Below are 12,741 nucleotides of genomic sequence, written 5' to 3'. Positions count from 1 at the left end.
CGACTGCGCCCGGTACGGCGTTCTTATTGGATGATATTTCATGGTCAATATGTCACCAGATACACGTCCATGTCCTGTTCCGAATCAGCCACGGCCCGCAGCAAATCCGACGTTACACTGCGCTGGCCCAGCCGCCCCCACAGGCCTTTTTCGCGGGTGATGCCGCAGACCAGCAGCGTGGCGTTTTTTTCCTGCGCCACCTGCCGGATGGCCGCAACGATGTCGTCGTCCTTCACCCGCAAAATTTGTGCGCCCAGTTCGGTGGCCAGCTGTAAGTTATTGATTAGGTGGCGCTGGGTAGCCAGTCCGATGCGGTCGGCCGATTCGCGGCCCGTCTGCACGTAGAGCACGTACCAGGCGGCGGCCGCAAACCGGTCGGCCAGCCGCGAGGTCTTGCGGATGATTTCCTTAGCCGCCGCATCGTTGGAGTTGATGCAGGCCAGCAGGCGGTCATCGTTGCGGCGCTGCGGGGCCACAGCGGGCGCACCGCCGGCCTCGGATTCCACCTGTCGGCCCAGCAGCTGGGCTACTTCGCGCACGGCCAGCCGCCGCAGCTGCAGCAGGTTTTCAGCCTGGAAAAAGTTAACCAGCGCGGTGGGCACCTTAGCCGGGTCGTAGATTTTGCCTTCCTCCAGGCGGGTGCGCAGCTCGCCCACGGTCAGGTCCACGTTCACTACCTCATCGGCCAGCTTCAGGAGTTGGTCGGGAATGCGCTCGGTCACATCGGTGCCCGTTATTTTCAGCACCTGGTCGTGCAGGCTTTCGAGGTGCTGCACGTTCACGGCCGTTATCACCGAAATGCCTTGGGCTACGAGGTATTCCACGTCCTGCCAGCGCTTCGGGTGGCGCGAGCCGGGCACGTTGCTATGGGCCAGCTCATCTATAATCACCACCTGCGGCCGGCGCTGCAGGATGCCCTCCAGGTCCATTTCCTCCACCGCGTGGCCTTTGTAAAAAACCTGCTTGCGGGGCAGCAGCGGCACATTTTTCAGCTCGGCCACGGTGCCAGCGCGGCCGTGCGTTTCCACGTAGCCCAGCAGCACATCCACGCCGTGCTGGTGCAGGTCGTGCGCTTCCTGGAGCATCCGGTAGGTTTTGCCCACGCCAGCGGCCAGGCCCAGGTACACCTTGAGCGTGCCGCGCCGCCGCGCCTGCACCAGGCGCAGGAACCGCTCGGCAGATTGGTCGCGGGGGTCGGCGGCGGGGTTCATGGTTTGGTGGAATGTTTTAATTATCCGTCGGGCTTCGCGGCGCTCTCCATGACGGTCTTTTGTCGTTCAGTCATTCTCAAAACGACAGCGCGATGCTAGTCGTCACATTGCCGTAGCTGCGGTTATCGGCATTGTCGCCGCGCGCAAAAACGCCTTTCCTCCCGTTCAGATACCGGCCTTCGACCCGGAAAGCCACATTGCCGGTGGGCAGATAATCGAGGTTGAGCGAACCGCCGGCCACGCGAAAATCGCTATCCAGCGCGGTGGGCATGATGCTGCGGATAATCACGCCGCGTTCGGCATAATAATATTCGCCGCGCAGCGTGGTCGACCATTTATCAGCCAGCTTATACTTGATGAAGGCCGCCGCCGTGTGCCAGGTGTCGTACTTGTGTTTCGTGGCGCTTTGCTGCTTGCCTACATCAAAAACCAAGGCCAGATTGGTGCGCTCCGAAGCCGCGTAGGTGATATAGAAATCGTGGAAATACCGCCGGCGAATAAGCGAGTCCGTGGGCTGCTCGTTGCCGTAGAAGGTGCTGCTGTTGATGAGCATTTTGTTCGACGGCTTCCACTGGATTTGGGTGCCGAGGGCTTTGGCTTGGTTGGTTTCGCGAATGTTCTGCCAGCCATTCAGCACCAGCCCGGTCAGGGTCAGCTTCGGGCCCACTTCGTAGGTAAACCGCGCCCCGGACTCGTAATACGGCGAGTTTTCGGCCATCACGGAGCGCGTCAGCGTCCAGTTATCCTTCGAAATGGCTGACTCAAACCCAATGTGCGAGCCAAAAATCCCCATATCAAGCCACGCCTTGGCAAAGGGCCGGAATCCGGCGTAGGCCTCGTATACGTGCCGGAGCACGGGGTCCTCGGCGGCGTAGTTGGCCGCTACGTAGGTGCCGGCGTGCAGGCCCACGGCCCCGCGCACCTTGCCGTCGTCATAGCGCATACCTACCAGCCCCTGGTTGATGGTGAACTCGTTTTGGCGGCCGTGCGAGTAGAGGAAGGCCTGGCGGTTGTTCCCGTTGGCGTGGTCAAAATCGTAGCCATAATAAGCATCCACGAAGCCGTAGGTGGTGAGCGGACCGGGGGCGGCCGCAGCTACCGGCGCGGCGGGCGGCGGCACGGCCAGGGCCGGGGCGGTGGCAGGGGACGTTTGGGCAAGGGCGGCGCTCGTGCCAAGGCCAAGGAAGACAGGCAGCAAAAGATGTTTCATGGAAAGCAGGCCGGTGCAAGGAGCGGCCAAAGGAATGAGGAAATCAGCTTGCGCCAAAAAGCTGCGGCGCGGCGCTTGAATCTTTTTTCAGGCACGACAATTACAGTCCAGCCAGCGCATCCAGCGCTAAATTCAGCCTTAAAACGTTGATGTGGTCGGGGCCGAGGAAGCCATGCTCGATTTGCTGTTGCACCAGGGCGCGCACGCGGCCGGCCGGCAGCTGGCGAGCGCGGGCCACCCGGGCCACCTGCACCAGCGCGCCCTGCGGCGAGAGGTGCGGGTCGAGGCCTGAGCCGCTGGCGGTAATGAGTTCAGCGGGCACGTCGGCGGCCCGCACGCCAGGATTTTGCAGTAGGAAGGTGTCGAGGCGGGCCTTCACCACGGCCAGGTATTCGGGGTTGCTGGGGCCTTTATTGGAGCCGCTGCTGGCATCGGCGTGGTAGTCGGCGGCCGAGGGGCGCGAGTTGAAATACTCGGGCTTGTCGAACTTCTGGCCCACGTTGGCGAAGCCCACCACGCGGCCGTTGCGGCTGATTTGAACACCGGCACCGTGGCCGGGCGCGGCCTGGGCCACGGCCCACACGAGGGCCGGGTACAGCACGCAACACACAACCATCAGGGTGAGGGTGAGGCGGAGGGCGGGAAGGAGTTGGGATTTCATTTCAGAAGAATTAATCGGGGGTTCTACTTCCGACTACAGGAAAACACCCACCAGCAAGTCAATAATTTTTATCCCAATGAAGGGCACCACTACTCCGCCCAGGCCATAAATTAGCAGGTTGCGGCGCAGCAAAGCAGATGCGCCCACCGGCTTATACGCCACGCCTTTCAGCGCCAGCGGCACCAGCGCCGGGATAATGAGGGCATTGAAAATCACAGCGCTCAAAATGGCCGACTGCGGCGATTTCAGCCCCATCACATTCAGCGCGCCCAGGGCCGGGATGGCTACCATGAACAGCGCGGGCACGATGGCGAAGTACTTGGCCACGTCATTGGCAATCGAAAACGTGGTGAGCGTGCCCCGCGTCATCAGCAGCTGCTTGCCGATTTCGACCACTTCGATGAGCTTGGTTGGGTCGTTGTCGAGGTCCACCATGTTGCCGGCTTCCTTGGCGGCCTGGGTGCCGGAGTTCATGGCCACGCCCACGTCGGCCTGGGCCAGGGCGGGGGCGTCGTTAGTGCCATCGCCCATCATGGCCACCAGTTTGCCCAGCTGCTGCTCGGCGCGGATGTACTGCATTTTGTCCTCGGGTTTGGCCTCGGCGATGAAGTCGTCGACGCCGGCTTTTTCAGCAATGAATTTGGCGGTGAGCGGGTTGTCGCCGGTCACCATCACCGTCTTGATGCCCATGGCCCGCAGCCGCGCGAACCGCTCCTGAATGCCGGGCTTGATGATGTCCTGCAATTCTACCACGCCGAGCACCCGGTCGTTTTCGCTCACCACGAGCGGGGTGCCGCCGTTGCTGGCCACTGCCTGCACACGGTCGGCCACGTCGTCGTGGTAGGCGTGGCCGGCGGCTTCGGCCAGCCGGCGGATGGCATCGGCCGCGCCCTTGCGGAGGCGGGTGCCGCCCGCCAGCGTGACGCCGGAGGAGCGGGTTTCGGCCGTGAACTTGATGAGGTCGGCCCCATCCAACCGGCCGCGCAGTTGCGCGGGGTCCACTTTGTTGCCGCGGGCCAGTTCCACGATGCTCTTGCCTTCGGGGGTTTCGTCGGTGAGGGAGCTCACGGTAGCTTGCTCGATGAAGGCCTGCATGGCCACGCCCGGCGCGGGCCAGAAGTGCGTGGCCTTGCGGTTGCCGATGGTGATGGTACCGGTCTTATCCAGCAGCAGCACATCGATGTCGCCGGCCGTTTCCACGGCCTTGCCGCTTTTGGTGATGACGTTGGCCCGCAGGGCGCGGTCCATGCCGGCAATGCCAATGGCCGAAAGCAGCCCGCCAATGGTGGTCGGAATCAGGCACACAAACAAGGCGATAAACGAGGCCACCGCAATGGGCGTTTTCGAGTATTCGGCGAAGGGCTGCAGCGTCACGCACACAATCACGAATACCAGCGTAAACCCGGCCAGCAGGATGGTGAGGGCAATTTCGTTGGGTGTTTTCTGCCGCGAGGCACCTTCTACCAGCGCAATCATCTTGTCGAGAAACGACTCGCCGGGGGCCGTGGTCACCTGCACCACAATGCGGTCACTCAGCACCTTTGTGCCGCCCGTGACGCTGGATTTATCGCCGCCCGCCTCCCGAATCACGGGCGCGGACTCACCGGTAATAGCCGACTCGTCAATCGTAGCCAACCCTTCGATAATCTCGCCATCGGTGGGAATAATCTCGCCGGCTTCGACCACGAAAACCTGTCCCTTTTGCAATTGAGCCGACGACACGGCCGTCATCTGTCCGTTTTCGAGGCGCACGTTAGCGGGCGTGTCCTGGCGGGTTTTGCGGAGCGAATCGGCCTGGGCCTTGCCACGCGCCTCGGCAATGGCTTCGGCGAAGTTGGCAAAGAGCAGGGTAAAAAACAGCACCACAAACACCGTAAAATTGTAGCCGAAGCTGCCCTGCGCTGCATCGGGCTTAATCAGCAGGCCAATGGTGACGAAGAACATCACCACCGTGCCGATTTCCACGGTAAACATCACCGGGTTGCGGAACATGGTGCGCGGGTTGAGCTTCACGAAGGCCTGGCCGACGGCTTCGCGGACCAGCGCGGGTTGAAAGAGGGATTGGGATGGAGTTGCCATGTGGGTTTTAGCTGTCATTCGGAGCGCAGCGAAGGACCTTATCACGTCCGCACCGTAAGGGTTAGTAATGCTGATAAGCGCAACAGTGATAAGGTCCTTCGCTACGCTCAGGATGACTGGCAATTGGGTTAATACAGGTTAAAATGCTCGGCGAGTGGCCCCAGCGCCAGCGCGGGGAAAAAGGCCAGCGCCGCGATAATCCAAATCACGAAGAAGACCATCACGCCGAAGGTGGCGGTATCTACGCGCAGGGTGCCGGCGCTTTCGGGGATGAACTTCTTGCGAGCCAGCAGGCCGGCGATGGCCACCGGGCCGATGATGGGCAGGTAGCGGGCCAGTATCATCACGATACCAGTTGAGATGTTCCACCACGGCGTGTTATCGCCCAGGCCCTCGAAGCCGGAACCGTTGTTGGCGGCTGAGGAGGTGAATTCGTAGAGCATTTCGCTGAAGCCGTGGTAGCCGGGGTTAGCCAGCCAGGAGGCATATTCGGTGGGGTGGGCGGCGTAGCCGTGGGCCGCCAGCGCGGTGCCCGCCAGTATAAGCAGCGGGTGCAGCAGGGCAATGAGGATGGCAATTTTCATCTCCCGCGCCTCAATCTTCTTGCCCAGGAATTCCGGGGTTCGGCCCACCATCAGGCCCGAGATAAAGACGGCCACGATAATGAAGACGAAGAAGTTGAGGAAGCCCACTCCTACCCCGCCGTAGAAGGCGTTGGTCATCATGCCCAGCAGTGTGTTCATGCCCGAAAGCGGCGTGAGCGAGTCGTGCATGGCATTGACGGAGCCGTTGCTGGTGACGGTGGTCGTGATGGCCCAAAGCGCCGAGGCCGGCGCGCCGAGGCGGATTTCCTTGCCTTCGAGCGAGCCCAGGCTTTGGTCGATGCCCAGGCGGGCGATGGCGGGGTTGCCGTGCATTTCGAGGGCTATGGTGGGCACTTGCAGCAGCAGGTAGCCGGCCGTCATCACGCCAAACACCATCCAGCCCAGCCGGGGGCGGCCCAGGTAGAAACCGAAGGCCAGCGCCATGGCAATGGGAATGAGGATAATGGCCCCATTCTCGACGGCATTGGTGAGGTAGGTAGGGTTTTCGAGCGGGTGGGCCGAGTTGGCGCCGAAGAAGCCGCCGCCGTTGGTCCCGATTTGCTTGATGCCAATCAGGGCGGCGGCCGGGCCACGGCTCACGTTCACGGAGTCGCCCTGCACGGTGATGACGGGGGATTTGGCTGCCCAGTTCATGGGCGTACCCTGAAACACCAGCACCAGCGCCACGGCCAGCGACAGCGGCAGCAGCACCCGCGTGATGCTCTTCACGAAGTAGTTATAGAAGTTGCCGAGCTTCTCCGCAGTGCCTTCTTTGAGGGCATTGAAGACGACCACGCAGGCGGCCATACCAGTGGCGGCCGTCACGAATTGCAGGAACATCAGGCAGAATACTTGCGAGAAATACGTCACGCCCGACTCGCCCGAATAGTGCTGCAAATTGCAGTTCACCAGAAAGGAAATGGCCGTGTTAAAGGCCTGGTCGGGCGTCATGGAGGGGTTGTGGTCGGGATTCAGCGGCAGCGCGCCCTGAGTGCAGAGCACGAACATGGCCCAGCCAAACCATACCAGGTTGATGCTGAGCAGGGCCACCAAGTGCTGCTGCCAGGTCATGCCCCGGTTGGCATCGATGCCGCCGATGCGAAAGAGCAGCCGCTCAAACGGGGCCAGGAAATCGGTCCAGCTTTTCTCGCCCCGATACACGGTGGCCAGGTAGCGGCCCAGCGGCACGGCCAGCAGCACCGTGCTGCCGAAAATGAGCAGGATGCCGAGAAGTTCTTTGTTCATGGGTATTGGATTGTAGCGGTGCGACGACGGGTGGGGGCTTGTCTCCGCCCCTACATCAGAATTTCTCCGGTTTCAGCAGCACGTAGCAGAGGTAGCCGAACGTGGCCAGGGAGAGCAAAAGCAGAGCGAGCATCATGGCGAGAGCAGCAAAGCGAGGGGTGAGAAATCAAATGCGGTCGAAAAAATCGACCGAGCGATAGAAGAGCCAGAAGGCGGACAGGCCAAGGGCGGAGAGCAGGACAATCAGCAGCAGCGGATTCATAAGCGGGGATTTTGACAGAGTTGCCCGAGCCCCTTGCCAATTGGAATCCACATTGGGCAAGCAGGAGCCAAACACCATTTATCAACCTGATATTCAGCTGATAATTTTGCATCACCCCCAAACCTCAACCAGCCTAAACGCAGAAAACCGAGTCATTCTGACCAGGTGCGGTGGTCAGAATAACCCGGTTTCAAAAGGAGGGCGCCAGCACTACAGGCTAGCAAAAACGGCTTACTTGAGGTACTTCGACAACGTGGTTTTCAGTTCGGCGCCGCGCAGGTTGGCGGCTATGATTTTGCCGTTGGGGTCGACCAAAAAATTCTGCGGAATGGCGCGCACGTGGTAGCGCTGGGCAGCCGCATTTTGCCAGCCTTGCAAGTCCGACACCTGTGTCCAGGCCAGTTGGTCGTCCTGAATGGCTTTCAACCACTTTTCGCGGCCGTCTTCCTTATCGAGCGAGATGCCCAAGATGTCGAAGTTGCGGCCCTTGTACTCGTTGTACACCTTCGTCACGGCCGGGTTTTCGGCGCGGCAAGGGCCGCACCAACTGGCCCAGAAATCGACCAGTACGTACTTGCCCCGGTAGTCGGCCAGGCTCACCGTTTTGCCGTCGGGGGTTTTCTGGCTGAAGGTCGGGGCGGGCTGGCCGATGGCCGTTTCCTTCAGGCCCCGCACCATCTCACCGTACCGCAGGCCCTGCGGGCTGCTTTTCAGGGCCGGACTGAAGGCTTCGTAAAGCGGAGCCACGGTAGCGTACTGGGGCAGTTCTATCATCTGCATACTCGTCAGCGCATCCAGGCTGGCCCAGGAATTGGGATTGGCTTTGATGAAAGCGTAGTAGCCCTGCGCCATTTCCTTGTTATAGCCCTCGAACCTGGCCTGCATCCGCTCGTTAAACGCCTGGTCTTTGCGCTGCGCGTCCGTGAGCTTTTGGGCTTCGGCGCTAAAGGCCTTCATTTTATCCATCGTCAGCTGCACGGCCGCAGTCAGCCGCAGGTAGTCGGCCATGGCCGGGCCGCCCTTGAAGGTGGCGTGCGCCAGGGAGTCGGGACTGTTGATGGCCAGCGTGCCGGGCTCCAGAAAGACGCGGGCGCGGTCGCCCATCGGCCCAAACAGAGTAGCCAGCCGGCCTTTGCGTCGAAACACTAGGTCGGCGGTGGCGGGTGTATCGGCGGTGCCTTTGAGTTCAAACATGCCGTTTTTCAGGGTGGCCGAATCGGCTATCTGCATGCCACGCACCAGGTATATTTTGGCCGGCGCGTTCAGGTTGCCAAGCTTCCCTTTGATGGTAAATGGAAATGGCGTTTGGGCCTGGGCCAGGCACGGCAGGACCAGCAGCACGGCAAGTAGGTGCTTTCTCATAAAATTGATGGGTAAATGTGGAAGGAATCTCAGGCAGTAAGCCGGCCGAATATAGCCAGCCCGAGCGCACTTATCCGCTAACGCTCAATGCGCTTCGGCACATATACCAGTGAGCGTATAAAATGCGGGCAACCTAAAATCACCCGCTGGCCGAGCCTCTTACAGTCCGTACTCCTGAATCTTGCGGTAGAGCGTTTTGGTGCCGATGCCGAGCTGGCGGGCAGCTTCCATCTTGTTGCCGCCGGCGTCGAGCAGCACCTGCCGAATCTGGCGTTTTTCCTGGGTGCGCAGGGTGCGGTCGGTGGCCTCGTCGAGGTCCGGAGCGGGCAGGATGAAGTGAAATTCGGGCGGCAGGTCGTCCACGGTCAGCGTATCGCCGTCGGCGAGGATGGCGGCGCGTTCTAATACATTCTTCAGTTCGCGCACGTTGCCGCGCCAGTCGTGGGCGCGCAGTTGGGCCAGCACGTCGGGGCCGAGGCTGCGCAGGCGGCGGCGCAGCTTGGCGGCGAAGAATTGCAGGAAATGATTGGCCAGCTCGGGCACGTCGTCGCGCCGCTCGTTGAGGCCTGGCACGGGCACCGTGAACACGGCCAGGCGGTAGTACAGGTCGGGCCGGAAATTGCCGGCCTCGGCCTCGTGGCGCAGGTTGCGGTTGGTGGCAGCCACAATGCGCACATCCACGTTGGTGGGCCGGGTATCGCCGAGCTTGGTGAACTGCCGCGTTTCCAGCACCCGCAGGAATTTGGCCTGCACGTTCAGCTCCAGCTCCCCTATCTCATCCAGAAAAATGGTGCCGCCGCTGGCTTCCTCCAGCAGGCCCTTTTTATCGGCCAGCGCCCCCGTAAAGGCTCCTTTCTTGTACCCAAACAGCTCCGATTCCAGCAAATCCTTCGGGAAAGCCGAGCAGTTCACGGCCACAAAGGGCTTGCTGCGGCGCGGGCTGGCCTGGTGAATGGCCTGGGCAAACAGCTCTTTGCCCGCGCCGGTGGGACCTTCCAGCAGCACGGTGCTGTCGGTCGGGGCGGCGCGCTGGGCCAGCTTTTTGGCCTGTTCCAGCGCGGGGGCGTGCCCAATCATCGACTCGAAGCTGTATTGGGCACCGACCTTTTTTTCCAAATCGGCCACGCGGCGCTGCAGGCGGGCTTTTTCGGCGGCGCGGTCTACTACCACGATGAGCTGGTCGTCGGAATCGCCTTTGGTAAGGTAGTCGAACGCGCCTTCCTTCATGGCCCGCACGCCATCCGGGATGGTGCCGTAGGCCGTCATCAGCACCACTTCGGCCAGGGGCGCGAGGGCTTTGTAGCGGGGCAACAGGTCGAGGCCGCGGCCGTCGGGCAGCTTCACGTCGCTCAGCACCACCAGAATTTCGTCGGCGTGCTCGCGCAGGGCTTCGAGTCCGCGCATGGCATCGGGGGCCTGACGCACCGTGTAGCCCTCCAGCTCCAAGGTGCGGGCCACGGCCTGGCGCAGCATGGCTTCGTCGTCGATGAGCAGAATGGTGCCGGTAGGCATGGGCAGAACAGTAAAAGCAGGGGCGCAAAATGCCCATCAAAGCTACGTCGGCTGCTCGTTGCACCTGCCCGCTACACTGGACCGCTAGTGCCGACTGGCCAAGCCCATGCGCTCCACGGTTTCGCCTTCGAAGTCGAATTCAATCAGAATGGCGGGCTCGTTGCCCACCACCCAGCCGTCGTGGCCGGGCGCGATGGCGACGGCCTGCGGGGCCACAAATTTCTCCATCGCGCCGTCGGCGTACTGGATGTTAATCTGGCCGCTGGCCAAAAACCCCACGTGCGCGTGCATGCACAACGTTGTGCCCACGATGTCCTTTAGGTTTTTGGACCAGCGAAAGCCCACCGGGTACACAATGCGCTTGACGCGGGCGTTGCCGGTGGGCACTACATCAACGAGCACGCCGCCGACTTCGCGGTGCGTGGCGCCCTTCATCGGGCCGAGGAGAGAGGAAGTTTCCATGCCCTAACCTACGCATTTTCAGCTATTTTTTCGATACCGGCGCGGCTACGACCAGCGTATTGGGGGGCAGCGGCACTTCGCGCGAGGTTTCGAATTTGGCGGCTTCAGGGTTGGTTTCGTCCACACGGCGCTGCACCACGCGCAGGTGGCGGGCGTCGGGGTGCAGCACGGCCAGGTCCTGGCTAATGCCGGAGGCGGCGTCGTAGCTACGGAAGCCCATCAGCATGCCTTTGGGGAAGTTGGCAGCCTTGGCTTTATCACCGGTCACTATGTCGGGCTGGTTAGGAAATTTGCCCAGGTCGATGTCGAGCGGCTGGCTGCCCTGCACCAGCAGGTGGGCCAGCACCCGCGGGTGCTTGGGGTCGTCGGGGTTGTCGATGGGCTTGAAGCTGAACGCCACCTTCATGGTTTCAGCATCCTTGAGCGTGGGCGCGACAGCAGGCGCGGGGGCCGTAGCCGCCGCATCGGGAGCCGTACTGGTGGCCGCGTTGGCCGAGTCGACCGCAATGGGGGTGACAGGCGCAGTATCGGCGGTGGGCGCGGAGGTGACGGGAGCCGTTTGGTTGCAGCCGGCCAGCAGCAGGGCCGCGCTCAGGGTCAGAATCGAGGATTTCATGGAAAACGGGATGACAGCAGTTGGGACCGTAAGATTAAGCAATTTTCTTAACCCAGCTTGCGGCATCCGGCGTAGCTATTCAAAAGCAGACCTCGCCCCATGGGGGCAGAAAAAAGCCCGGCCGCGTTTCCGCAGTCGGGCTTTTTAGCAATTAAATTTCTAACTGAAGCGGCGCTTACCAGCGACGGCCACCATGGCCCCAGCCGCGGCCCCGGTAGCCGTACAGCCGGGGAGCGTAGTACACGGGACGCGGCGCATAGTAATATGGCGCGGGAGCAATAATCACAGGAGGCGGCGGGGCATAAACCACGGCCGGCTGGGGCGGGTAGTAGCGAGGGCCGTAATAAGCGCGTGGCGGGCCATAATACCCCCCGATGCTTACCGAAACCTGGGCGCTGACCGCCTGGCTGCCGAGCAACAGCAGGAACAGTCCCAGGGAAAAAAACACTGATTTAGTCCGCATAAGAATTCGCACCGAGGTGCGCTGATTAATGATGGAAGGACAATTTATGGCTTTTAGACGTAAACGCAGCCATAGGGTTTAATGGTTCGGCTAGGGAAGTTGAATGCGGTAGGTAGCATCGGTAGCGCCGCCGAACAGGCCGTAGCCGGGGCGCACGTTGGAGGCCAGCGGGGCGGGCTCAGCGAAAGGGTTGTTGTTGGAATCGTAGTAGCGGCGGCGCGAGAGGTAGAAGTCGTAAGCATCCTTGGTGATGCTGCTTACCGTGACTTCGATGACGCCGGGCTGCGGGCAGCCGGGCTGGGAGCAGTAGTTGTAAAACTGCACGTCCGAAGCCAAGGCAATGCGCTGGCCGTTCACGTTGGTATCGGCAAAGGGATAAATGCTGTACCCCTGGTTGGTGCTGGACAGCTGAAACAGGCCAATGCTGACGGCACTGTTCTGGCTGTTGTAATCCACCTGCACGCTGCTGCCTCCGTTTAAGGGCTGCCCCTGCCGGTCAAGCAGGCGGGCAAAGGCCAGGTAATAGTTAGTGGCGTTGGGGTCGTCGCGGATAGTCAGGCTCAGGCGGCCCTTGTACTGGCCCGAGCCATTGGGGCCGGGCACGGTGCGGGGCGCATAGCTACCGCTTTCAATCACGGGCGCAGATGGCATGGTGAGGGTACTTTCGGCCGTTTCGAGGCCGGGCAGGCTGGCGCGCAGCGTGTACTGCTGGCCGGGCTGCGGCCGGAATCCCAGCACGGGCAGGTAGTAGCCGGGGTAGTTGCCGTACTGGGTTCGGTTGCTGGCGCGGTAGCGCTCCACCACGCTGCCGGCGGCATCGCGCAGCTCCACCGTGGCATCGGGGCGGCCGGTCAGATAATTGGTATCAAACACGCGCTGGCTGTTGCTGACGTAGAGCCGGCGCTGTTGGAACAGCTCGTAGAAGGAAGAATCCAACGGCGCGGTAGTGAGGATGTGCATCAGGGCCACGCGGGGCGTGTGCGGCGGCTCGGGCAGGTCGGTAGCGGTTTCGCAGCCGGCCAAGGCAGCCGTGGCGAGAAGCAAGGTCCGGAAAAGGGTCTTATTCATCGGTAG

12 protein-coding genes are annotated in these 12,741 nt (G+C 61.7%); all 12 read right to left on the bottom strand.

The window, feature by feature from the left end:
• Positions 1-44: 44 nt before the first annotated feature.
• The 12 genes from ACYU7Q_RS13560 to ACYU7Q_RS13505 all read right to left on the bottom strand — a co-directional run bounded on the left by ACYU7Q_RS13560 (position 45) and on the right by ACYU7Q_RS13505 (position 12,735).
• Positions 45-1,211, bottom strand: coding sequence for a sensor protein KdpD (locus tag ACYU7Q_RS13560; RefSeq protein ID WP_460609974.1), 1,167 nt, complete (start codon positions 1,209-1,211; stop codon positions 45-47).
• 76 nt (positions 1,212-1,287) lie between these two features.
• Complete coding sequence (locus tag ACYU7Q_RS13555; RefSeq protein WP_460609973.1) at positions 1,288-2,421, bottom strand: porin; 1,134 nt, start codon at positions 2,419-2,421, stop codon at positions 1,288-1,290.
• A gap of 100 nt (positions 2,422-2,521) precedes the next feature.
• On the bottom strand, positions 2,522-3,082 hold the full coding sequence (gene kdpC / locus ACYU7Q_RS13550) for a potassium-transporting ATPase subunit C (protein ID WP_460609972.1): 561 nt from the start codon (positions 3,080-3,082) through the stop codon (positions 2,522-2,524).
• Between the two features lie 33 nt (positions 3,083-3,115).
• On the bottom strand, positions 3,116-5,161 hold the full coding sequence (kdpB, locus tag ACYU7Q_RS13545; RefSeq protein ID WP_460609971.1) for a potassium-transporting ATPase subunit KdpB: 2,046 nt from the start codon (positions 5,159-5,161) through the stop codon (positions 3,116-3,118).
• A 128-nt stretch (positions 5,162-5,289) separates the two neighbouring features.
• Positions 5,290-6,990 carry a potassium-transporting ATPase subunit KdpA gene (gene kdpA / locus ACYU7Q_RS13540; RefSeq protein WP_460609970.1) on the bottom strand — a complete coding sequence of 567 codons (1,701 nt, stop codon included), beginning with the start codon at positions 6,988-6,990 and terminating at the stop codon, positions 5,290-5,292.
• Positions 6,991-7,045: 55 nt separating this feature from the next.
• Positions 7,046-7,123: a K(+)-transporting ATPase subunit F gene (gene kdpF, locus ACYU7Q_RS13535; RefSeq protein WP_460610562.1), complete on the bottom strand. Its 78-nt coding sequence runs from the start codon at positions 7,121-7,123 to the stop codon at positions 7,046-7,048.
• Between the two features lie 360 nt (positions 7,124-7,483).
• Positions 7,484-8,614 carry a redoxin domain-containing protein gene (locus ACYU7Q_RS13530; RefSeq protein ID WP_460609969.1) on the bottom strand — a complete coding sequence of 377 codons (1,131 nt, stop codon included), beginning with the start codon at positions 8,612-8,614 and terminating at the stop codon, positions 7,484-7,486.
• Positions 8,615-8,773: 159 nt separating this feature from the next.
• Complete coding sequence (locus ACYU7Q_RS13525; RefSeq protein WP_460609968.1) at positions 8,774-10,126, bottom strand: sigma-54-dependent transcriptional regulator; 1,353 nt, start codon at positions 10,124-10,126, stop codon at positions 8,774-8,776.
• Positions 10,127-10,210: 84 nt separating this feature from the next.
• Positions 10,211-10,588, bottom strand: a complete 378-nt coding sequence (locus ACYU7Q_RS13520) for a cupin domain-containing protein (RefSeq protein WP_460609967.1) — start codon at positions 10,586-10,588, stop codon at positions 10,211-10,213.
• Positions 10,589-10,610: 22 nt separating this feature from the next.
• Complete coding sequence (locus tag ACYU7Q_RS13515; protein ID WP_460609966.1) at positions 10,611-11,204, bottom strand: hypothetical protein; 594 nt, start codon at positions 11,202-11,204, stop codon at positions 10,611-10,613.
• Positions 11,205-11,379: 175 nt separating this feature from the next.
• Positions 11,380-11,667 (bottom strand): hypothetical protein, encoded by a 288-nt coding sequence (locus ACYU7Q_RS13510; protein WP_460609965.1) that lies wholly within the window; start codon positions 11,665-11,667, stop codon positions 11,380-11,382.
• A 90-nt stretch (positions 11,668-11,757) separates the two neighbouring features.
• Entirely contained in the window at positions 11,758-12,735 is a 978-nt protein-coding gene (locus ACYU7Q_RS13505) for a DUF4249 domain-containing protein (RefSeq protein WP_460609964.1), read from the bottom strand.
• Positions 12,736-12,741: the final 6 nt, after the last annotated feature.

The sequence above is a fragment of the Hymenobacter terrigena genome (assembly GCF_054776515.1).
Note: the sequence above shows the minus strand (reverse complement) of the source record. Positions and strands in the feature narration are given on the sequence as shown.

What these genes read in the sequence shown, in the direction of transcription:
- ACYU7Q_RS13560 (WP_460609974.1), bottom strand. Translation starts at nt 1,211, where the DNA reads ATGAACCCCGCCGCCGACCCCCGCGACCAATCTGCCGAGCGGTTCCTG.
- ACYU7Q_RS13555 (WP_460609973.1), bottom strand. Translation starts at nt 2,421, where the DNA reads ATGAAACATCTTTTGCTGCCTGTCTTCCTTGGCCTTGGCACGAGCGCC.
- kdpC (WP_460609972.1), bottom strand. Translation starts at nt 3,082, where the DNA reads ATGAAATCCCAACTCCTTCCCGCCCTCCGCCTCACCCTCACCCTGATG.
- kdpB (WP_460609971.1), bottom strand. Translation starts at nt 5,161, where the DNA reads ATGGCAACTCCATCCCAATCCCTCTTTCAACCCGCGCTGGTCCGCGAA.
- kdpA (WP_460609970.1), bottom strand. Translation starts at nt 6,990, where the DNA reads ATGAACAAAGAACTTCTCGGCATCCTGCTCATTTTCGGCAGCACGGTG.
- kdpF (WP_460610562.1), bottom strand. Translation starts at nt 7,123, where the DNA reads ATGCTCGCTCTGCTTTTGCTCTCCCTGGCCACGTTCGGCTACCTCTGC.
- ACYU7Q_RS13530 (WP_460609969.1), bottom strand. Translation starts at nt 8,614, where the DNA reads ATGAGAAAGCACCTACTTGCCGTGCTGCTGGTCCTGCCGTGCCTGGCC.
- ACYU7Q_RS13525 (WP_460609968.1), bottom strand. Translation starts at nt 10,126, where the DNA reads ATGCCTACCGGCACCATTCTGCTCATCGACGACGAAGCCATGCTGCGC.
- ACYU7Q_RS13520 (WP_460609967.1), bottom strand. Translation starts at nt 10,588, where the DNA reads ATGGAAACTTCCTCTCTCCTCGGCCCGATGAAGGGCGCCACGCACCGC.
- ACYU7Q_RS13515 (WP_460609966.1), bottom strand. Translation starts at nt 11,204, where the DNA reads ATGAAATCCTCGATTCTGACCCTGAGCGCGGCCCTGCTGCTGGCCGGC.
- ACYU7Q_RS13510 (WP_460609965.1), bottom strand. Translation starts at nt 11,667, where the DNA reads ATGCGGACTAAATCAGTGTTTTTTTCCCTGGGACTGTTCCTGCTGTTG.
- ACYU7Q_RS13505 (WP_460609964.1), bottom strand. Translation starts at nt 12,735, where the DNA reads ATGAATAAGACCCTTTTCCGGACCTTGCTTCTCGCCACGGCTGCCTTG.